Raw genomic sequence first — 21,341 nt, 5'->3', positions numbered from 1 at the left:
GTGTGAAGTTCGGGTGCGTTTCTAACCGGAAGTCCCCACGCTGGGTGGGATCTCGCAGAGGCGGGTGCCGGAGCGCATGTCGCTCAGGGCGGCCTTGAGCGCGGCGGTGCGGGCCTCGGCCTCAGCGACCAGGAATTCGGCGATCCGGCCCCAGTCCTCCGGCTGTGGGTCGTCCGGCAGGCCGGCGAAGACGTCGGCGATCTCCCGGACGGTCAGGCCCACCCGCTGCGCCAGCTTGGCGACCCGGATCCGGCACACCGCGCCCTGGTCGAAACGCCGCTGGTCACCGGCGGTGCGCTCGGCCCGGATCACCCCGTGCTGCTCGTAGAACCGGACCGCCGAGGACGCCACCCCACTGGCGGCCGCGACCTCACCGACGGTCAGCGTGTGGGTCGGGCTCACTGTCACGGTCATCCGGCCATCCTGCCCCCACCGGGCGCTTGACTTCAACATATGTTGAAGGCCGAGTCTGGCCGCATGACCGTTTCCACGTCTCCCGCCGTCCCCGCCGCGCCCGGCCACGCCGGTGACCACCCGCTGCGCCTCGCGGTGATCGCCGGCAGCGTCCGCGAGCAGCGCATGAGCCGTGCTCTCGCCGAGTGGGCCGCCTTCCGGGCCGCCGGCCCGTCCGCCGAGGTCGACCTGATCGACTGTGCCGACTCCGGGCTGCCCGGCGACGACCAGTTGCGGCCCGGCGGCAGCTCCGGCTCCCCGGTCGCCGGCCGGATCGCCGCCGCCGACGCGTTCATCCTTGTCACGCCGGAGTACAACCACAGCTATCCGGCCAGCCTGAAACGCCTGATCGACTGGCATTACCGCGAGTGGATGTTCAAGCCCGCCACCGTGCTCTCCTACGGCGTGCACGGCGGCCTGCTGGCCACCGAGCACCTCCGCGGCGTCCTGGCCGAACTCAACATGGTCACCACCCGGCGCGTCGTCGGCCTGCCACGGCCCTGGGACCATCTCGGCCCCGGCGGCTTCAACCCGCCGCCGGACGTCACGGCCGCGTTCAGCGACGCCCTGCACGAGCTGACCTGGTGGGCCACCGTACTGCGGGCCGCCCGCCACGAGCGCCCCTACGCCCGCCGATGACGAACTCACCGGCGTACGACCCAGCCACGCCCGATCTGCCCACGTTCGATCCGGCCACGCCCGACCCGCCGCCCGACGCGGCGGGCGTGCGCCGGATCGGTCTCACCCTCGCCCTCGGCGGACTGATGGTCGTCGTCGACACCACGGTCACCGTCGTCGCCGTCCCGGCCGTCGTCGCCGGGCTCGACGCTCCGCTGGCCGCCGTCCAGTGGGTCACCACCGGCTACCTGCTCGGCATCGTCGCGGTCATCCCACTCGCCGGCTGGACGTCGGCCCGCTTCGGCGCCCGCCGCGTCTACCTCACCGCGCTGATCGCCTTCACGCTCTTCTCGGCGCTGGCCGGCCTGGCCCGGGGCGCGGTGTCGCTGGCCGTCTTCCGGTTCCTCCAAGGGCTCGGCGGCGGCCTGCTCAACCCGGTCGGCCAAGCCATCGGCCTGCGCGCCGCACCCCGTGATCAGCGCGGCCGCCTGATGAGCATGCTGGTCCTGCCGCTGCTGATCGGCCCGGCGCTGGGCCCCCTGCTCGGCGGCTGGCTGGTCGAAGCGACCTCCTGGCGCTGGATCTTCCTGATCAACGTACCGCTCGGCGCGCTGGCCCTGCTGGTCTGCGCCCGCGTCCTGCCCCGGGACGAGACAGCTCCCGCGCCCGCAGCTCCAGAATCGGGCGGCCCCGCGCCTACTTCCTCCGCGCGAGCTTCGTCCGCGGCGGCGGCGGGGGTCGACTGGGCCGGGCTCGCGCAGCTCTCCGGCGGTGCGGTGCTGGTCGTCCTGGGCGGTACGCTGCTCGATCGCCCCGGCGGCGTCTCCTGGCAGGCGGGTGCGGTGCTCGCGGCGGGGGTGTTGATGCTGGTCGCCTTCGTCCGGCGGGCGCGGCGGGTCGCCGAGCCGCTCGTCGACCTGCGGTTGCTGCGGCACGCGCCGTTCCGGGCCGGGGTGGCGGTGCTGGTGTGCTTCGGCGCGGCCTACTTCGGGTCGATGGCGGTGCTGCCGCTCTACGTCCAGGGCGTGAACGGCGACCCCGCCACCCTGGTAGGCCTGCTCGCACTGCCGGGCGCGGTAGCCGTGGGCGTGGTCGCGCAGACAGCCACCCGCCTGGTCGACCGGGTCCCGGCCCGCCGCGTCGTCCTCACCGGCACAGCAGCAGCGGCAACCGGCGGCCTCGGCCTGCTGGTCACGACCGTGACCGGCGCCGGCTATCCCTGGATCATCACGGCGGCGGCTTTGCTCAGCGCCGGCTCCGGCGCCACCATCATGCCGACGATGACGTACGCCCTGCGCGACCTGAACGACGCCGAGACCCCGAGGGGCACCACGCTGCTGGCACTGGCTCAGCAGCTGGCCGCCGCGATGGGCGGCGCCGTCGTGGCCGTCACCCTCAGCACCGCGGTTGCCGCCCGCATGCCCGGCGCCGGGGGAGTGGCCGAGATGCTGGCCCTGAGCCCGGCCGCCCGCGCGTCGGTGCGGGACGACTTGGCGCTCGCGGTGGGCGCCTCCTACGCGCTGCCTGCCGCCCTCCTGACGCTCAGCCTCCTGCTCGTCGCCCGCACATTCCGCCCCCTGTCCGACCCGCGACCGCGCTAGGCGACCACCCGTCCTCCACCGCGGCCCAGACACCAGGGGACAGCGCTGGGAGCGAGCCGCCACCGCCGAGGAGCGGGCTGCGGGAAGCGGCGGGGCGGGAAAGCGGCGGGGCGGCGGCGCGGGAAAGCGGCAAGGGAAGCGGCCAGGTCAGGGAGCGATGGGGAGCGGCGAGGTCGGAGAGCGGTGGGGTGGGGAAACGGCGAGGGCCGCACCCCTGGCGGGTGCGGCCCTCGACTGCGGTGAGCTGACGCTCGCCCGGTGCTAGCCCTTCACGCTGCCGGCGAGCAGGCCGCGGACGAAATAGCGCTGGAGGAGCAGGAAGACCGTGACCGGCACGATGATGGAGACGAAGGCGCCCGCGGAGAGCAGGTGCCAGGCCGTGCCGCGGGTGCCGCTGAGGTTCGCGAGCTGGACGGTGATCGGGGAGATCTCCGGGCTTCCGGCGAAGGTCAGCGAGACCAGCAGATCGTTCCACACCCAGAGGAACTGGAAGATGCCGAACGCGGCGAGGGCCGGGGTGAGCAGAGGGAGCAGCACCCGGAAGAAGATCGCCACGTGGCCGGCGCCGTCCATGCGGGCGGCCTCGATGAGGCTGGACGGCACTTCCTTGATGAAGTTGTGCAGGATGTAGATCGCCAGCGGCAGCGCGAACGCCGAGTGGGAGAGCCACAACGTCCAGAACGTGTTGGCGATGCCCATGTCGACGTAGAGCGACAGCAGCGGGATCAGGGTGACCTGCAGCGGGACGATCTGCAGCGCGAAGATCGCGATGAACAGGAAGTTCTTCCCGGGGAAGTTCATCCACGCGAACGCGTAGGCCGCCAGCGACGCCAGGCACAGCGGGATGATCACCGCAGGGAGCGTGATCACCAGCGAGTTCAGGAAGAAGTCGGCCAGGTTGATCGCGTCCGGGTCGAAGACCGCCCGGTAGTTGTCGAGCGTCCACTGGGGGTTGGTGAACGCCGTCCACCAGCCGGTCGTCTTGATCGCCCGCTCCTCGCGGAACGAGGAGATCAGCAGGCCGAACGTCGGCAACGTCCAGAGCGTCGCGATGACGAGCGCGGCCAGCGACGCCCAGGGAGAGGTGAGCTTCTTCTTCGCCTTCGCCGCCGCGGAGACCTTGCCGATGGGCTCCTTGGACACGGTGGTGGCGACGACAGGGGTTGCGGTGGTCATCACGCCTCCGAACGGCGAAGCTGCCGGATGTTGTAGATGACGATCGGGATCACGAGGACGAACAGCACCACCGCGAGCGCGGCGCCGAGGCCGGTGTTCGCGCTGCGGAAACTCTGGCTGTAGAACTCGTTGGCGATCACGCTCGTGTCGAAACGGCCACCGGTCATCGTCTGCACGATGTCGAAGACCTTGAGCGTGCCGATCGCGATGGTCGTCAGGACGACGACGACGGCCGGGCGGATCGCGGGCAGGGTGACGAAGCGGAACATGCCCAGGGGGGTGACGCCGTCGAGGCGGGCAGCTTCCACGATGTCGTCCGGGATCGCCTTGATGGCCGCCGACAGCACGGTCATCGCGAAGCCGGCCTGGATCCAGATCATCACCACGATCAGCAGGAACGTGTTCAGCGGTGACTCGATCAGCAGCTGGACCGGTTTGCCGCCGGCCCAGACGATGAACTGGTTGACCAGGCCGATCTGCTTCACGTTGCCCTGGTCGGGGCGGAACTCGTACATGAACTTCCAGATCACCGAGGCCGCCACGAACGAGATCGACATCGGCAGGAAGATCAGGGCCTTGGCGAGGGACTCGACCCGCGCCTTGTCCACCAGGATCGCGTAGAGCAGGCCGACGCCGGTCGCCAGGAACGGCGTCAGCAGCACCCAGAACGCGGTGTTGCGCAGGACGACGAGCTGCTCGTCGTCGGTGAAGATGGTCTTGTAGTTGTCGATCCCGATGAACGCGGTGCCCGCGGCGTCGAAGAACGACTGGTAGATGGTGCGCAGGCCGGGGTAGAGCAGGCCCACGCCGAGCATGAGCACGACCGGGGCCAGGTAGAGGTAGGCGACGGCCTTGTCCCGCTTACCGGCGAAACGGCCGGCGATGAACAGGATGACGCCGACGGTGGCGGCGAACAGCAAGATCGCTGCAATCATCTGCAGCAGCTTGTCTGAGGTGGTGGAGGCGGTGGTGAACACTCTGCCCGTTCCTCCTAGGGCGGTTTCCAAACGCGAGAAGACCAGTGAAAGGCAAGATTGCTGAGACTGCTAGGGGCCGGTCGGGCTATCCCGACCGGCCCCGCGGTGGTGCTATCGCATTACTGCGGCCAAGCCTTCTCGATGTTGTCCACCGTCGTCTTGGTGTCCTGGCCGGTGATCCAGTTCGTGGTCTGCTTCCAGAACGCGTTGGAGCCGACCGCGGCGGGCATCATGTCCGAGCCGTCGAAGCGGAACTGCGAGTTCGGGTCGAGCAGGATCTCCGCCGACAGCTTGTCGATCGGGTTCTTCAGGTTGTTGACGTCCAGGCCCTTGTTGGCGCTCACCCAGCCGGACGACAGCTTGGCCTTGGCGTTGGCCCAGGTGTCGCTGGACAGGTAGGTCTGGAACGCCTTGACCTCGGGCCGGTCGGCGAACGCCAGCACGAACTCGCCACCGCCGAGGACCGGCTTGGTGGTGGTGTCCTTGCCCGGCAGGTAGAAGGCGAAGATGTCGCCGTCCTCGGCGATGTTCGTGCCGGACGGGAAGTTCGCCGCGTAGAAGCTCGCCTGGCGGTGCAGCGAGCAGGTGCCCTCCAGGATCGGCAGGCCGGCGTCCTGGAAGGTGGTGCTGGCGATGCTCTTGACGTCGCCGAGGCCACCGTTCACGTACGCGTCGTTCTTCAGGTACTGGCCGACGGCGTCGAGCGCCGCGGTGCCCTCGGGGCCGTTGAACGGGATCTCGTGCTTGACCCACTTGTCGTAGGTCTCCGCCCCGGACAGGCGGAGCATCATGTCTTCCATCCAGTCGGTGAGCGGCCAGCCGGTCGCCTCACCGCTGCTGATGCCCGCGCACCACGGCTTCTTGCCGTCGGCCACCATCTTGTCGGTGAGGGCCTTCAGCTCGTCGAGCGTGGTGGGGACGGTGTAGCCGCCGTCGGTGAACTCCTTCGGCGAGTACCACACCAGGGACTTCACGTTCGCACCGAGCGGCGCGGCGTAGAACTTGCCGTCGACCGTCCCGTACGACTTCCAGTCGGCGCCGAAGTGCTTGTCGACGTTCGCGGCGGTCTCGGCCGGGGCCTCGACGGCCTTGCCGGTCGCGACCAGCTGCTGCAGCAGACCCGGCTGCGGCACGAACGCCACGTCCGGCGGGTTGCCGGCCTGCGCGCGGACCAGGATCTGCGTCTCGAAGGCCTTGTCGCCCTCGTACTTGATGGTGGCGCCGGTGCACTGCTCGAAGGGCTTGTAGGAATCCTTGTGCGGAGTGTCCTCCGGGGTCACGATGCCGGTGTAGATCGTGACCGTCTTGCCCTTGATGTCGCCGAACGCAGTGTACGGCGCGCAGTCGATGGCCGCCGCCGAACTGTCGGTGGTTCCGCCGCCTTCGGAATCGTCGCTGCCGCCACACGCGGTCAGGCTGAAGGCCAGCCCGACGCTGAGGGCACCGGCGAGCGCGACTCGGGATCGCGAACTCCCACTGTGACCGAACATACCGCTCCCTATGTCATATAGCGCCTCCGACGTCTTGACGACGTCGCCGTCCGAAGCGCTTCTTGACCAACAGTCAAGAGGTAACCGGGACGTTGCGCAATGATTTCCGCGTGATCGAGTCGGTAACGATATAGCTGCGACGCCCCAGCACCTTAACCGGTTAAGAAGATTGGTGGAAGGCGCCCTCGGTAACTGGCATACGCCCACCCTTTATACCCCGGTTTACACGCGTTGAACCGGCTTATCGAGTGCGGTGAGTCGGTTTTGTTAACGTTCGGGGGAAGGTGCTTCTGGTGTCAAGCCCGCGGCTGCCGCACCTGGTAAAAGAAACCGCCGCGGTGGCTCCGGGCCACCGCGGCGGTAGGACGATCGCGACGGGTCAGCCGGCGACCGCGAGGTACCGGTAGCCCAGGCGGCGCATCCGCTCGGCGTCCAGCACGTGCCGCCCGTCCAGCACGATCGGCGTCCGCATCAGGCCGACGAACTTTGACCAGTCCAGCTCCAGGTACTGCGCCCACTCGGTGACAAGCACGACGGCGTCGCAGTCGGCGAACAGGTCGTCGATCGTCTCGCTCAGGTACATCGCGAGGTCCGGCTGCTCGACACGGAACCGCTCGGTCGCCACCGGGTCGTGCAGCTTGACCCGCGCGCCGCGGGCGAGCAGCGAGTTCGCGATGTCCAGGGCGGGCGCGTCCCGCAGGTCGTCGGTGTTCGGCTTGAACGCCAGCCCGAGCAGACCGATCTTGCGGCCCTTCAGGATGCGCAGCTCGTCCTGGAGCCGCTCGACGGCGATGGCGCGCTGCCGCGAGTTGACGTCGCGGGCCGCCTTCACGATCGGCATCTCGAGGTTGTACTCGGCGGCGGTGGCGATCAGGGCCTTGGTGTCCTTGCCGAAGCAGGAGCCGCCCCAGCCCACGCCGGGCTGCAGGAACCGGGAGCCGATCCGCTGGTCGAGACCCATGCCGCGGGCGACCTCGGTGATGTCGGCGCCGACCTTCGCGGCGAGCTGGCCGATCTCGTTGGCGTAACTGATCTTCAGGGCCAGGAAGGCGTTGGCCGCGTACTTGATCAGCTCGGCCGAGGCCAGGTCGGTGGAGACCAGCGGGACCGCGTTGACGTCCTCCGGGCGCGGCAGGAACGACGGCGCGGTGAAGGTCTGGTTGATGATCGGCCGGTAGAGGCGGTTGAGCACCTCGAGGCTGCGCGGGTTGTCCGAGCCGATGACGATCCGGTCCGGGTAGAGGGTGTCCGCGATGGCGTTGCCCTCGCGCAGGAACTCCGGGTTGGACGCGACCGCGAACTCGGAGGTCTGCCCGGCGCCGGGGCGCTGCTCGAAGGAGTCCCGCAGGATGGCGTCGACCCAGTTGCCGCTGCCGATCGGCACCGTCGACTTGTTCACCACGACGGTGAACTCGTTGTCCAGGGACTGCGCCACGCTCTCCGCCGCGCTGCGCAGGTAACGCAGGTCGGGGCTGCCGTCGTCGGCGGACGGGGTCTGCACCGCCACGAACACGACGTCCGCGCCGGGGACCGCGTCCGCGTACGACGTGGTGAAGGTCAGGTTGGCCGCCGCCTCGGCGAGCAGGTCCTCCATCCCCGGCTCGTAGATCGGACAGCGCCCGGCCCGCAGCATGTCGACCTTCGCCTGGTCGAGGTCCACGCACGTCACCTCGTGGCCCAGGAAGGCGAGGCTGACGCCGGTGGTGAGGCCGACATAGCCGGTGCCGACAACGCAAACCTTCATGCAATCTCCTCCGCCGATACGCCGGCCGTGGTTACGCCACGTGCTGCCGGCTGCTCGGCTGAGCCGGTCCGCCGGCGTTCGGCGGGCCGGCCGGACGGCGTTCCGGTGGCGTCGGCCTGCGTGTTCCGCCGAATGATACACAGCGGAATCCCCGCCGTTTTGTCGCTGGATGGGCGTCTTTGTGCCGCCGTGCGAAGGCTGCTTACCCGAATCGTCCGGCGACGAACATCAGGATGATCCACATGGTGACTCTGCGTAGTCAATTAGAAGTCGCGAGTTATCAATGGAAAGTTTCCGGCTCTTGACATAGCGATGACGGAGTCCGACGCTTCTGGGAGCGCTCCCACATGAACGCCCATCGATGGAAGGCCCTTGATGCGAAGGTACCCCGGCGGCGCGGCGGTCACCGCTGCGGTGCTCGCCGCCACCGCGGTCGCCGTCGTGACCGGTTCCCCGGCGGCGACAGCGGCCCCCGCCGAGCCGCACACCTGGAAGAACGTGCGGATCGACGGCGGCGGCTTCGTGCCCGGCATCGTCTTCAACCCCGGCGAGAAGGATCTGATCTACGCCCGTACGGACATCGGTGGCGCGTACCGCTGGACCCAGGCCGGCCAGAGCTGGACGCCGCTGCTCGACTGGGTGGGCCAGAGCGACTGGGGGCACAACGGCGTTCTCAGCATCGCGCCGGACCCGGTCGACACCGGCCGGGTCTACGCCGCGGTCGGCATGTACACGAACAGCTGGGACCCGAACAACGGCGCCATCCTGCGCTCCACCGACAAGGGGAACACCTGGCAGCGGACCGCGCTGCCGTTCAAGGTGGGCGGCAACATGCCGGGCCGGGGCATGGGGGAGCGGCTCGCTGTCGACCCGCGGAACAACCGGAACGTCTATTTCGCCGCAGAGGGTGGAAACGGGCTCTGGCGCAGCACCGACCACGGCGCCACCTGGGCCAAGGTGAACACTTTCCCGAATGCCGGCAACTATGTCGCGGACCCGTCGGACACGAACGGTTACCTGAGCCAGAACCAGGGGCTCACCTGGGTCACCTTCGACCCGGCGTCGCCGGCGGTCTACGTGGGTGTCGCGGACAAGGAGAACCCGGTCTACCGGTCGCTCGACTCCGGCGCGACCTGGGAGCGGATCCCCGGGCAGCCGACCGGGTACCTGGCGCACAAGGGGGCAGTACAGGGCAGGTACCTGTTCATCGCGACCAGTGACACCGGCGGGCCGTACGACGGGGCGGCGGGACAGGTGGCGCGCCTGGACACCACCACCGGCGTCTGGACCGACATCTCGCCGATGCCGGTCGCCGACCGCTACTTCGGGTACTCCGGGCTGACCGTCGACGCCCAGCGGCCGGGCACCCTGATGGTCGCCACCCAGATCTCCTGGTGGCCGGACGCGATCTTCTTCCGCAGCACGGACCACGGCGCGACCTGGACCCGGATCTGGGACTGGAGCAGCTACCCCAGCCGCACCAAGCGCTACACCATGGACATCTCGGCCAACCCGTGGCTCGACTTCAACAGCACCTCCCAGGCGCCCGAGGACAGCCCGAAGGTGGGCTGGATGAACGAGTCCCTCGCGATCGACCCGTTCGACTCGGACCGGCTGCTCTACGGCACCGGGGCCACCGTCTACGGCACCACCGGGCTGACGAACTGGGACCGGAACACCACGTTCACCATCAAGCCGTTCGCCCGGGGCCTCGAGGAGACCGCGGTCCTCGATCTGGCCAGCCCGCCCACCGGCCCCCCGCTGGTCAGCGCGCTCGGCGACATCGGCGGCTTCCACCACGCCGACCTCGACACGGTGCCGGCGAACTTCCACGACACCCCGTCGCTGGGCAGCAACACGAGTCTCGACTTCGCCGAGGCGAACCCGCAGTTCTTCGTCCGGGTCGGCAACGCCGACGCGGCACCGCACATCGGCGTCTCCAACGACGGCGGCAAGAGCTGGTACCAGGGTCAGGAGCCGGGCGGCGTGACCGGTGGCGGCACGGTCGCGGTCGGCGCCGACGCGAACGCGGTGGTCTGGTCGCCGGCCGGCGCCGGCGTGCACCACTCGAGCACCCGCGGCAGCTCATGGACGTCGTCGACCGGCATCCCGGCCGGGGCCGAGGTCGAATCGGACCGGGTGAACCCCAGGATCTTCTACGGGTACGCCGAAGGCCGGTTCTACACGAGCACCGACGGCGGGGCGACGTTCACCGCGTCGCCGGCCGCCATGCCCACCGCGGGACGGGTCAGCTTCACGGCCGTGCCGGGCGCCGCGGGCGAGGTGTGGCTCGCCGGAGAGACCGGGCTGCTGCGCTCCACCGACGCCGGGGTCACGTTCACCAGGGTCGCCTCGGTGACGTCGGGCATCAACGTCGCCTTCGGCAGGGCCGCGCCCGGTCGTACCCGCCCGGCGGTGTTCCTGGTCGGCACGGTGGACGGCGTCGCCGGGGTCTTCCGCTCGGACGACGACGGCGCGGCCTGGGTCCGGATCAACGACGATCGGCATCAGTACGGCAATGCCGGCGACGCGCTGGCCGGTGACCCGCGGATCTACGGCCGGGTCTACCTGGGCACCAACGGCCGCGGCATCCTCTACGCGGACCGGACCGGCGGACCGTCGTCACCGACCCCGTCGTCGCCGCCGTCACCTTCCACGAGCCCGTCACCTTCCACCAGTCCCAGCCCTTCGAACGATGTCGGCGGCTGTACGGCCACCTACCGCGTCACCGGGCAGTGGGGTGGCGGCTTCCAGGGCGAGGTGGCGGTCAAGAACAACGGATCGCGTGCCGTCACCGGCTGGACCGTCGGCTGGACCTACACCGGCGGCCAGTCCGTCACCCAGGCCTGGGGCGGCACCGCGTCCCAGGCCGGTACCGCCGTGACCGTCGGCAACGCCGGCTACAACGGCGCCCTCGCGTCCGGGGCATCCACGACCTTCGGGTTCCTCGGCAGCACCACCGGCACCACCAACCCCGTCCCGTCCCCGATCACCTGCACGACCCGGTAACTCCCTCCCGTTCCCCCAGGCCGGGCGGTGGCGTCCCACTCCTTCCACCAGGGACGCCACCGCCTGCGGAAAGGACCACCGTGAGACCAGACCGTCATCGCCTGCGACGCAGGCTGGCCGTCACCGGCGTCGCCGTCCTCGGCGCCGGCGCGGTCATGGCAGCCGGCGCGCCGGCCTATGCCGCGGCCGGCTGCACCGTCGTCTACAAGGTGCAGAGCCAGTGGACCGGCGGCTTCACCGGCGACATCCAGATCAAGAACACCGGTGACCCGCTGACCAGCTGGAAGCTGGAGTTCGACTTCCCGGACGCCGCGCAGAAGGCGACCCAGGGCTGGAGTGGCGTCTACAGCCAGACCGGGCAGCGGGTGACCGTGAACAACGCCGCCTGGAACGGCAGCCTCGGCACCAACGCCACGATCGGCACCGGCTTCAACGGCACGTTCGGCTCCGCCAACCCGGTGCCGACCGCGTTCACGCTCAACGGCACCGCCTGCAACCAGACCGCCGCCGTGCCCACGGTGGCGATCACCAGCCCGGCAGCGAACACCCGCTTCACCGCGCCGGCGACCATCCCGATCGCGGCCACCGCGACCGCGTCGAGCGGGCAGACGATCAGCCGGGTCGAGTTCTTCCACGACGGCCTGCTGCTGGGCTCGGACACGACCGCGCCGTACACGTACAGCTGGAACGGCGTGCCGGCCCAGTCGGCGGCGTACCGCGTGCAGGCGGTGGCGTACGACAACGCCGGCACCAGGAGCAGCACCGCCGACGTGCCGGTCTTCGTGGACGCGGCGACCACCCCGTCGATCGTCGCCGACGCCACCTCCCTGGCGATCTCGCCCGGGCGCAGCGGCTCGTTCAAGCTGGCGCTGAGCAAGGCGCCGGCCGCGAACGTCAGCGTGGCGGTGGCCCGCACCGCCGGCAGCACCGCGGTCACCGTGACGCCGGCGACGCTCACCTTCACCCCGGCGAACTGGAACACCGGCCAGGCCGTCACGGTCGCCGCGTCCGCCTCGGCGGCCGTCGGCGCGACCGCCACCATCGCGGCCACCGCCGGCGGTCACACCGCCGCGCAGCTCGGCGTCACAGTGGTCGAGGAGGGTGCCGTCGACACCCGGTTCACGCAGCTCTACAACGACCTGAAGAACCCGGCCAACGGGTACTTCAGCCCGGAGGGCGTGCCGTACCACTCGATCGAGACGCTGATCAACGAGGCGCCCGACCACGGCCACGAGACCACCAGTGAGGCGTTCAGCTACTGGCTGTGGCTGGAGGCCGAGCACGGGCAGATCAGCGGCGACTGGGCGCCGTTCAACAACGCCTGGGCGACGATGGAGAAGTACATCATCCCGTCGCACGCGGACCAGCCCACCAACGCCAACTACAACCCGGCCAAGCCGGCCACCTACGCGGCCGAGTACCCGCAGCCGTCGCAGTACCCGTCGCAGCTCGACCAGGGTGTGTCGGTCGGCACCGACCCGCTGGCGGCGGAGCTGAAGGCGGCGTACGGCACCGACGACATCTACGGCATGCACTGGCTGCTCGACGTCGACAACACGTACGGCTTCGGCAAGTGCGGCGACGGCACCACCCGGGTCGCCTACATCAACACCTTCCAGCGCGGCCCGCAGGAGTCCGTCTTCGAGACCGTGCCGCAGCCGTCCTGCGACACGTTCGCGCACGGCGGCCCGAACGGTTACCTGGACCTGTTCACCAAGGACTCGTCCTACGCCAAGCAGTGGAAGTACACCAACGCGCCGGACGCGGACGCCCGCGCCGTGCAGGTGGCGTACTGGGCGTACACCTGGGCGACCCAGCAGGGCAAGGCGTCGCAGATCTCGGACGCCGTGGCCAAGGCCGCCAAGATGGGCGACTACCTGCGGTACTCGTTCTACGACAAGTACTTCAAGCAGCCCGGCTGCACGTCGACCGGCTGCCCGGCGGGCACCGGCAAGAACGCGTCCAGCAACCTGATGTCCTGGTACTACGCCTGGGGCGGCGCGTACGACACCAACGCCGGCTGGGCCTGGCGGATCGGCTCCAGCACCAGCCACTTCGGATATCAGAACCCGATGGCGGCGTACATCCTGTCCAACGTCAGCGCCTTCACGCCGAAGTCGCCGACGGCGAAGGCCGACTGGCAGGCCAGCCTGGACCGGCAGCTCGAGTTCTACCAGTGGCTGCAGTCCGCCGAGGGCGCCATCGCCGGTGGCGCGACGAACAGCTGGAACGGCAACTACTCGGCCCGGCCGGCCGGCACGCCGACCTTCTACGGTCTGGCGTACGTCGAGGCGCCGGTGTACGAGGACCCGCCGTCCAACCGCTGGTTCGGCATGCAGACCTGGTCGCTGGAGCGGCTCGCCGAGCTGTACTACGTGACCGGCAACGCCAAGGCCAAGGCGGTGCTCGACAAGTGGGTGCCGTGGGCGCTCGCGAACACCACCATCGAGGCGGACAGCTTCCGCATCCCCGCCGAGATGGAGTGGACCGGCGCGCCGAACACCTGGAACGCGTCGAACCCGCAGCCGAACACCAACCTGCACGTCGAGGTCACCGCGCACGGTGAGGACCTCGGCATCGCCGGCTCGTTCGCGAAGCTGCTCACCTACTACGCCGCCAAGTCCGGCAACGCGCAGGCGAAGACGGCCGCCAAGGGGCTGCTCGACGCGATCTGGGCGTACAAGGACGACAAGGGCGTGTCGGTGACCGAGACGCGCGCCGACTACAACCGGATGGACGACACCTACAACGCGTCCACCGGCCAGGGCATCTACATCCCGCCGGGCTGGCGCGGCGAGATGCCGAACGGCGACGTGATCCAGCCGGGCGTCTCGTTCCTCGACATCCGGTCCTTCTACCGGCAGGACCCGGAGTTCGGCAAGGTCGACGCCTACCTCAAGGGCGGCCCCGCGCCGACGTTCAACTATCACCGATTCTGGGCCCAGGTCGACGTCGCCACCGGCTACGCCGACTACGCCCGACTGTTCCCGGAGGGCTGAGAATTGCGCATCGTACGCATGGCTGCCGTGGCGTTGTTCGCCGCGACGGCCGGGATCCTGGCAGTGCCATCGTCGCCGGCACAGGCGCACGGCGCCATCCAGGTGCCGGGCAGCCGGACCTGGTTCTGTTACCAGGACGGCCGCAACCCGCAGACGGGAGCGATCGAGCCGAAGAACCCGGCCTGCGCCGCCGCGGTGGCACAGAGCGGCGTGAGTTCGCTCTACAACTGGTTCGCGGTGCTGCGTTCCGACGGTGCCGGGCGGGTCAACGGGTTCATCCCGGACGGTCAGCTCTGCAGCGGCGGGACCGGTGGGCCGTACAACTTCAGCGGGTTCAACCTGGCCCGCAGGGACTGGCCGGAGACCCACCTGACCGCCGGCGCGACCGTCCAGTTCAAGTACAACAACTGGGCCAAGCACCCGGGCACGTTCTCGCTCTACATCACGAAGGACGGGTACGACCCGACCCGGCCGCTGCGCTGGACCGACCTGGAGCCGACGCCGTTCGACCAGGTGACCAACCCGCCGGCCAACGGCGGACCGGGCACCGACGACGGGCACTACTACTGGAACGGGCGGCTGCCGGCGGGTAAGACCGGCAAGCACCTGATCTACTCGGTGTGGTCGCGCTCGGACAGCACGGAGACCTTCTACGGCTGCTCGGACGTCGTCTTCGACGGCGGCAACGGTCAGGTCACCGGCATCGGCAACGGCGGCACCCAGTCGCCCAGCCCGTCCAACCCCGGCCCGAGCCCGTCGAACCCGGGTCCGAGCCCGTCCAACCCGGGGCCGAGCCCGTCCAACCCGGGCCCGAGCCCGTCGAACCCGAACCCTGGCACCGGCGCGTGCAGCCCGATGTACTCGATCAAGTCGACGTGGAACGGCGGCTTCCAGGGCGAGATCATGGTGCACGCCGGCGCCACCGCGGTGAACGGCTGGGACGTGTCCTGGACGTTCCCGGGCAGCCAGAAGCTCACCCAGGTGTGGAGCGGTAAGTCCACGGTCACCGGCTCGCTCATCAATGTGAAGAACGAGGCCTGGAACGGCACGGTCCCGGCCAACGGGTACGTCACGTTCGGGTTCATCGCCTCCGGAGCGGTCGCCCCGACGGTGAACAACCTCACCTGCACGACACCGTAACAAAGGGAACATACCGGCCCCGGCAGTCACACTGCCGGGGCCGGTCCGCCTTCTGGCGGCTTGACGCGACAGGCATGGAATACCTAAGTTATCGCCATAAACCGGAATAATCTTCTTATCAGTCACGGCCGCGCCACGACGCGGCGCGCGTTGCTGTTCGCCGGTGTGGGCGCCGCCCTGGCGACCGCCGCCCCCGGTTCCGCCGGGCAGCGCGACCCGGTCCGGCGTGCGCCGGCGCGGGCCGGCACCTGGGCCACCGCGCCCACCGCCGTGGAGCCGGACAAGGCGATCATGGTGGCGGACACGACGATACGACAGGTCGTCCACCTCAGTCTCGGGGGCGATCAGCCGGTGGTGCACCTCACCAACCGGTTCGGCGACGAGCCCGTGCGCCTGGGAGCCGTCCGGATCGGCCTGCGCGCCCGCGGCGCCGCCCGGATCGGGGCGTCCAAGTCCGATCCCGCCCACCTCGACGGCGCCAGCACCGCCGTGCTCGCGGACACGATCCGCACCCTCACCTTCGGCGGCAGCCGCGGCGCGATCCTCCCGGCCGGTGGCACCCTCGCCGGCGACCCCGCCGACCTGGTCGTCCCGGCCGGCGCCGACCTGGTGATCAGCATCCACCTGCCCGAGCCGACCCGGATCCGGACGGCCAGCCCCCGGTCGTTCCAGACCAGCGTGCTGGCCGACGGCGACGTCACCGCCGAGGCCGCCCCGGCCGTGAGCCGCCGGTTCGGCCGCTGGTTCTACCTGTCCGCGGTCAGCGTGCGCACCCACCGGTCCGCGGCCGCGATCGCCGTGCTCGGCGACTCGATCACCTGCGGGGTGGGCACCCAGCAGAACGCCAACCACCGCTGGCCCGACCTGCTCGCCACCCGGCTGCGGGTGCGGGGGTTGGACCGCGGGGTGCTGAACGCCGGAATCAGCGGGAACCGGCTGCTCAGCGGTTACGACCGGCCGACCGGGCGGTCGCCCGGCAGGCGCGCCGGGCGCTCGGCGCACATCGGGCCGTCCGCACTGCGCCGCTTCGACGCCGACGTCCTCGCGCATCCCGGTGTGCGTCACGTGGTGACGCTGATCGGGGTGAACGATCTCAGGCGCCGTCCCGGCACCACTGCCGAGGATCTGATCGCCGGGCATCGTGAGCTGGCCGATCGGGCCCGGCGTGCGGGTCTGCGGATGATCGGCGGCACGATGCTGCCGTTCGGCGGGGCGTCGGCGGCCTTCGACACCGCGGCCAATCAGGTGGAGCGGGCCCGGTTCAACACGTGGCTGCGCGTCGCGGGGGAGCTGGACGGGGTGATCGATTTCGACGCGGCGATCCGGGATCCGAGGTCTCCGCGACGCATGCGGCCGGCGTACGACACCGGCGACCACCTGCACCCGAACGATGCCGGGATGGGCGCTCTGGCGGCTGCTGTGCCGCTGGAGCTCTTCGGCTGAATCACTCGGCGAAGCGCGCCGGGTCCCCGGCGCCCACCCGCAGCACCTCGGGCGCGCCGTCGGAGAGGTCGATGACCGTGGTCGGCTCGGTGCCGCACTCGCCGGAGTCGACCACCGCGTCGACCTGGTGGTCCAGGGCTTCCTTGATCTCCCAGCCCTGAGTCATCGGCTCCTGCTCGCCGGGCATCAGCAGCGTGCTGGAGACCAGCGGCTCGCCCAGCTCGGCCAGGAGCGCCTGCGCGGTGGTGTGGCTGGTGATCCGCACCCCGACGGTCTTCTTCTTCGGATGCAGCAGGCGCCGCGGCACCTCGCGGGTGGCCGGCAGGATGAACGTGTAGGGGCCCGGCGTGGCCGCCTTCACCGCCCGGAACAACGCGTTGTTGATCTGCACGAACTGGCCGAGCTGCGCGAAGTCGTGGCACATCAGCGTGAAGTGGTGCCGGTCGTCGAGATGGCGGATCGCCCGGATCCGGTCGAGGGCGTCCTTGCTGCCCATCCGGCAGCCCAGCGCGAAGCACGAGTCGGTGGGATAGGCGATCAGCCCGTCCTGCCGGATCAGCTGGACGATCTGGGCGATGGTGCGTGCCTGCGGGTTTTCCGGGTGCACGTCGAAGTACCTGGCCACTCGTGTCAGCTTAGGCTCGGATCATGGATCCCGTTTACCGGCCCGCCGTCCGGGTGCTCTGCTTCGACGGCGACGGCCGCATCCTGCTCATGCGCTGGGCGGACCCGACCGACGGATCGCGTCTCTGGGAGCCGCCGGGCGGGGGCATCGACCCGGGCGAGACACCCCTGGAGGCGGCGCGGCGCGAGCTGGCCGAGGAGACCGGCCTGGATCCGGCCGCGATCGGGCCGGACTTCGTGGACGTCGACCGTGACGTGTGGTGGAAGGGCCGCCACTTCGTGGGCGCCGAGCAGTTCTTCGCCGCCCGGTTCACCGGCTCCCGGCCGCCGGTGGCCCGGGACGGCCTGCTGCCGTACGAGCAGGTCGACCTGATCGAGACCGCCTGGGTCCTCCCGGCCGACCTGGGCGCCCTGCCCGACCGCCTCGAGCCCCCCGAGCTCGAGGCGATCGCGCGGGTGTTCGGTCAGATCTCGGCCTGACGCCGTGCCGTCGTCCCGGACGCCAGCAGCAGGATCAGCGGTGCCGCCGCGCCCACAGCCAGCGAGACGGCGGCCAGGATCCCGGACGCTCCAGCGACGGTCCCGCCCGGCGCGCGCCCGCAACGCACCCACCGGCAGCGCGGTGGTCTCCCGCCAGGCCGGGCGCATCCGGCCGTCCTCGGCCGAGGCGAGCAGCGTGTCGAGGAGCTCGGCGCCGTGGGCCTGGCGGTAGGCGTCCGGATAGAGGCGCAGCAGGCGGCCGTAACGCCGCTGCAGGGCGGCGCTCATCCGAGGCCCGCCACGGGCCGGGCGAGGACGACCCGGGCGGCCGAGGCCAGGCGTGCCGCCGCGGCCCGCAGCGCCGCGGCGCCGTCTGCGGTGAGCGCGTAGTAGCGCCGGGACCGCCCGTTGACGATCTCCTCGTTGACCACGTGCACGAAGCCCTCGCCGGCGAGCCGGTCGAGCGCGGTGTAGAGGGTGCCGGTGGCCAGCTTGACCGACCCCTGGGACAGCTCCTCGGCCCGTTTGATGATCGCGTAGCCGTGGAGGGGGTCGTCCTGGAGCGAGGCCAGGATGAAGTAGGTCGGTTCCCGCATGCCCCGCAGCCTATACATATATCGACTACATATGTAGGTCAGATACTTATCCAGGCGGCGGCATCCCGGGGAAGCAGCCCGTCCGCGGTCAGCGGTGCACTGGTCAGCAGCGGCGTCCCGGCCGGCAGCGGCACCGCCCCCGCGCCCATCGCCACCACCAGGGCGAGACCGGGCCGGCGGGCGATCAGCCGGTCGTCGCCGTCCACCGACCACTCCACCGGGTCGTCCGCCGACAGCACCCCGTCGGCGTGCAGCCCGCGGCGCAGCGCGATCGCCTCCCGGCACAGCGGCAGCGTCGGCGAGGCCAGGTGCGCCCCCCATCCCTCGGGCACCGGCAGCCAGGGCGGGTCGCTGCCCGGCGGGCTGAACCCGGACTCCCACGGCAGCGGCACCCGGCACCCGTCCCGGGACACCTCCGCGGGATCCCGGCGGGCCTCGGCCGGCACGTCCACCTCGGGCAGCCCGTACTCCTGGCCCTGGTAGAGATAGGTGGCACCGGGCAGGCCGAGGATCGTGAGCAGGGCGGCCCGGGCCCGGTCCCGGCTGCCGTACCGGGTGGGCGCCCGGACCACATCGTGGTTCTCCACCACCCAGGTGACCGGGCGGTGCCGCAGCAGCCGCTCGCCGGTCTCCCGCCACGCCCGCGCGTCCCAGGGCGCGATCACGAAGCCGAACGCGAACGCCTGGTGCAGCCGGTCCGGGCCGACGAACCGGGCGGCCCGCTCGGGTGCCAGGTTCACCTCGCCGATCAGCACCCGCGGCGGGTCGTAGGAGTCGGCGATCGCCCGCCAGCTCCGGTAGACGCCCGGCGTCTCCGGCTGGTCGCACGCCAGCGGGTTGCCGCGCAGCCTGCCCGGCTCCGGTGCCACGCCCGGCGGGAGCGACGGCAGGCCCGGCGCCTTGAACAGCCCGTGCGCCACGTCCACCCGCAGGCCGTCGACGCCCCGGTCGAACCAGAAACGCACCACCTCGTCGAAGAACGGCGCGGTCCGCGGGTCACGCCAGTTCCAGTCGGGCTGCTCCGGCGCGTACAGGTGCAGGTACCACGTGCCGTCCGGGGCCCGGCTCCAGGCCGGACCGCCGAAGACGCTGGGCCAGTTGTTCGGGGCGTCCGCGAAGTGGAAGCGGGCCCGCGCGTCCTCGTCGCCGCCGAGCGCGGCCCGGAACAACGGGTGCTCCGAGGAACAGTGGTTGGGCACGATGTCGATCACCACGCGCAGGCCGAGGGCATGCGCGCGGGCCAGCATCGCGTCGAACTGCGCCAGGTCGCCGAAGAGGGGGTCGACGTCGGTGTAGTCGCTCACGTCGTACCCGAAATCCTTCTGCGGCGAACGCTGGAACGGCGTCACCCAGATCGCGTCGGCGCCCAGGCCGGCGATGTGCCCGAGCCGGGCCGTCAGGCCCGCGAGATCACCCACCCCGTCGCCCGACGCGTCCGCGAACGAGCGCGGGTAGACCTGATAGACCACGCCGTCGCGCCACCAGTCGCCCATGCACCGAGTGTCGTGGAGGATGCTGAGGTGCGGAACCAGAGGTGAGGGAGCTGTGGTGGAGACCGAACTTTTCATCGGCGGCAAATGGGTACCGGCGTCCTCGGGGAGCCGGTTCGACGTGCTCGACCCGGCGACCGGCGACGTGATCGCCTCGGTCGCCGACGGCGGCGAGGCGGACGCGATCGCCGCGGTGGAGGCGGCCGCGGCGGCCGGTCCGGCCTGGGCGGCGACACCCCCGAGGGTACGGTCGGAGGTCCTGCGCAAGGCCTTCGAGCTGATGACCGAGCGGGCCGCCGACCTGGCCAGGATGATCAGCCTGGAGAACGGCAAGGCGCTCGTCGACGCGAAGGGCGAGGTGACGTACGCGGCCGAGTTCTTCCGCTGGTTCGCCGAGGAGGCCGTGCGCGGTGAGGGCCTGGTGGCGACCGCGCCGTCCGGGGCGAACCGGATCCTCGTGGTGCGCCAGCCGGTCGGCGTCTGCGTGCTGGTGACGCCGTGGAACTTCCCGGCCGCGATGGCCACCCGCAAGATCGGCCCGGCGCTCGCCGCGGGCTGCACGGTGATCCTCAAGCCGGCCAGCGACACCCCGCTGACCGCGCTCGCGATGGCCGCGATCCTCGCCGAGGCCGGCGTGCCCGAGGGCGTGGTGAACGTGCTGCCGTCGCGCAGCTCCGGCAAGGTGGTCTCGGCGATGCTGCGCGACCACCGGGTCCGCAAGATCTCCTTCACCGGCTCCACCGAGGTCGGCCGGATCCTGCTCGCGCAGGCCGCCGACAACGTGGTGAACACGTCGATGGAGCTGGGCGGAAACGCGCCGTTCCTGGTGTTCGCCGACGCCGACCTGGACGCCGCGATCGAGGGCGCGATGATCGCGAAGATGCGCAACGGCGGCGAGGCGTGCACCGCGGCGAACCGCTTCTACGTCGAGTCCCCGGTCGCCGAGGAGTTCGCCCGCCGGCTGGCGCAGCGGATGTCCGGCCTCGTGGTCGGCCCCGGCACGGACGAGAAGACGCAGGTCGGCCCGCTGGTCAACGAGGACACCGTGGCGAAGGTCGACTCGCTGGTCCGGGCGGCACTGGACGGCGGGGCCTCGGCGGTGACCGGGGGCAGCCGCCCGGCAGGCCCCGGCTACTACTACCCGCCGACCGTGCTCACCGGCGTGCCGGCGGACGCGCCGATCCTGCGCGAGGAGATCTTCGGCCCGGTCGCCCCGATCGTGACGTTCAACAGCGAGGACGAGGCGGTCCGGCTGGCCAACGACACGGAGTACGGGCTGGTCGCGTACGTCTACACCGGAGACCTGGCGAGAGGCCTGCGGGTGAGCGAGGCGATCGAGGCCGGCATGGTCGGCCTGAACCGTGGCCTGGTGAGCGACCCGGCTGCGCCGTTCGGCGGCGTGAAGCAGAGCGGGATCGGCCGCGAGGGCGGCCATGAGGGCCTGCTGGAATATCTGGAATCCAAGTACATCGCTGTCAACTGGTGAAGTTGCCGCGCCGGC

Annotated in this window: 16 protein-coding genes; 8 read left to right on the top strand and 8 right to left on the bottom strand. The window is 70.6% G+C overall.

Annotated features, from left to right (window positions below):
* Positions 1 to 21 precede the first annotated feature (21 nt).
* Positions 22 to 414, bottom strand: a complete 393-nt coding sequence (locus AC0NH5_RS20520) for a MerR family transcriptional regulator (protein ID WP_474406120.1) — start codon at positions 412 to 414, stop codon at positions 22 to 24.
* Between the two features lie 63 nt (positions 415 to 477).
* Between AC0NH5_RS20520 and AC0NH5_RS20515 the strand changes: the two genes are divergently transcribed.
* Positions 478 to 1,092, top strand: coding sequence for an NADPH-dependent FMN reductase (locus tag AC0NH5_RS20515; RefSeq protein WP_474406117.1), 615 nt, complete (start codon positions 478 to 480; stop codon positions 1,090 to 1,092).
* A complete protein-coding gene (locus tag AC0NH5_RS20510; protein ID WP_474406114.1) occupies positions 1,089 to 2,672 on the top strand; it encodes an MFS transporter in 1,584 nt (527 codons plus the stop codon). The genes AC0NH5_RS20515 and AC0NH5_RS20510 overlap by 4 nt, the downstream gene beginning before the upstream one ends.
* 261 nt (positions 2,673 to 2,933) lie before the next feature.
* Here the strand turns inward: AC0NH5_RS20510 and AC0NH5_RS20505 are convergent, their stop codons facing one another.
* The 4 genes from AC0NH5_RS20505 to AC0NH5_RS20490 form a co-directional block, all read right to left on the bottom strand.
* Positions 2,934 to 3,848: a carbohydrate ABC transporter permease gene (locus tag AC0NH5_RS20505; RefSeq protein WP_474406112.1), complete on the bottom strand. Its 915-nt coding sequence runs from the start codon at positions 3,846 to 3,848 to the stop codon at positions 2,934 to 2,936.
* Positions 3,848 to 4,783, bottom strand: a complete 936-nt coding sequence (locus tag AC0NH5_RS20500; protein ID WP_474406110.1) for a carbohydrate ABC transporter permease — start codon at positions 4,781 to 4,783, stop codon at positions 3,848 to 3,850. Before AC0NH5_RS20500 ends, AC0NH5_RS20505 begins: the two co-directional genes overlap by 1 nt.
* Positions 4,784 to 4,944: 161 nt before the next feature.
* On the bottom strand, positions 4,945 to 6,315 hold the full coding sequence (locus AC0NH5_RS20495) for an ABC transporter substrate-binding protein (protein WP_474406107.1): 1,371 nt from the start codon (positions 6,313 to 6,315) through the stop codon (positions 4,945 to 4,947).
* A 379-nt stretch (positions 6,316 to 6,694) separates the two neighbouring features.
* A complete protein-coding gene (locus AC0NH5_RS20490) occupies positions 6,695 to 8,059 on the bottom strand; it encodes a UDP-glucose dehydrogenase family protein (RefSeq protein ID WP_474406105.1) in 1,365 nt (454 codons plus the stop codon).
* A 375-nt stretch (positions 8,060 to 8,434) separates the two neighbouring features.
* Here AC0NH5_RS20490 and AC0NH5_RS20485 point away from each other — a divergent pair, with 375 nt between their 5' ends.
* The 4 genes from AC0NH5_RS20485 to AC0NH5_RS20470 all read left to right on the top strand — a co-directional run bounded on the left by AC0NH5_RS20485 (position 8,435) and on the right by AC0NH5_RS20470 (position 16,650).
* Positions 8,435 to 11,068 (top strand): cellulose binding domain-containing protein, encoded by a 2,634-nt coding sequence (locus AC0NH5_RS20485; RefSeq protein ID WP_474406104.1) that lies wholly within the window; start codon positions 8,435 to 8,437, stop codon positions 11,066 to 11,068.
* A gap of 155 nt (positions 11,069 to 11,223) precedes the next feature.
* Positions 11,224 to 14,067 (top strand): glycoside hydrolase family 48 protein, encoded by a 2,844-nt coding sequence (locus AC0NH5_RS20480; protein WP_474406214.1) that lies wholly within the window; start codon positions 11,224 to 11,226, stop codon positions 14,065 to 14,067.
* Between the two features lie 18 nt (positions 14,068 to 14,085).
* Positions 14,086 to 15,207 carry a lytic polysaccharide monooxygenase gene (locus AC0NH5_RS20475; RefSeq protein WP_474406101.1) on the top strand — a complete coding sequence of 374 codons (1,122 nt, stop codon included), beginning with the start codon at positions 14,086 to 14,088 and terminating at the stop codon, positions 15,205 to 15,207.
* Between the two features lie 150 nt (positions 15,208 to 15,357).
* Positions 15,358 to 16,650: an SGNH/GDSL hydrolase family protein gene (locus AC0NH5_RS20470; RefSeq protein ID WP_474406098.1), complete on the top strand. Its 1,293-nt coding sequence runs from the start codon at positions 15,358 to 15,360 to the stop codon at positions 16,648 to 16,650.
* Between the two features lies 1 nt (position 16,651).
* Here the strand turns inward: AC0NH5_RS20470 and AC0NH5_RS20465 are convergent, their stop codons facing one another.
* Complete coding sequence (locus AC0NH5_RS20465) at positions 16,652 to 17,275, bottom strand: L-threonylcarbamoyladenylate synthase (RefSeq protein ID WP_474406095.1); 624 nt, start codon at positions 17,273 to 17,275, stop codon at positions 16,652 to 16,654.
* A 23-nt stretch (positions 17,276 to 17,298) separates the two neighbouring features.
* Between AC0NH5_RS20465 and AC0NH5_RS20460 the strand changes: the two genes are divergently transcribed.
* Positions 17,299 to 17,754 carry an NUDIX hydrolase gene (locus AC0NH5_RS20460; RefSeq protein WP_474406094.1) on the top strand — a complete coding sequence of 152 codons (456 nt, stop codon included), beginning with the start codon at positions 17,299 to 17,301 and terminating at the stop codon, positions 17,752 to 17,754.
* Positions 17,755 to 18,038: 284 nt separating this feature from the next.
* On the opposite strand, the gene AC0NH5_RS20455 is transcribed toward AC0NH5_RS20460, so the two are convergent.
* Both AC0NH5_RS20455 and AC0NH5_RS20450 read right to left on the bottom strand, forming a co-directional pair.
* Positions 18,039 to 18,350 carry a PadR family transcriptional regulator gene (locus AC0NH5_RS20455; protein ID WP_474406092.1) on the bottom strand — a complete coding sequence of 104 codons (312 nt, stop codon included), beginning with the start codon at positions 18,348 to 18,350 and terminating at the stop codon, positions 18,039 to 18,041.
* A gap of 38 nt (positions 18,351 to 18,388) precedes the next feature.
* Positions 18,389 to 19,843 carry an alpha-amylase family glycosyl hydrolase gene (locus tag AC0NH5_RS20450; protein ID WP_474406089.1) on the bottom strand — a complete coding sequence of 485 codons (1,455 nt, stop codon included), beginning with the start codon at positions 19,841 to 19,843 and terminating at the stop codon, positions 18,389 to 18,391.
* 55 nt (positions 19,844 to 19,898) lie between these two features.
* On the opposite strand from AC0NH5_RS20450, the gene AC0NH5_RS20445 reads away from it, so the two are divergent.
* The gene (locus AC0NH5_RS20445) at positions 19,899 to 21,326 is read left to right on the top strand and encodes an NAD-dependent succinate-semialdehyde dehydrogenase (protein ID WP_474406088.1); all 1,428 of its coding nucleotides are present in this window, start codon (positions 19,899 to 19,901) and stop codon (positions 21,324 to 21,326) included.
* The last annotated feature ends 15 nt before the right edge of the window (positions 21,327 to 21,341 follow it).

The organism is Actinoplanes sp. 13 (assembly GCF_056134165.1).
This window is presented reverse-complemented; position numbering and strand designations above follow the sequence as displayed.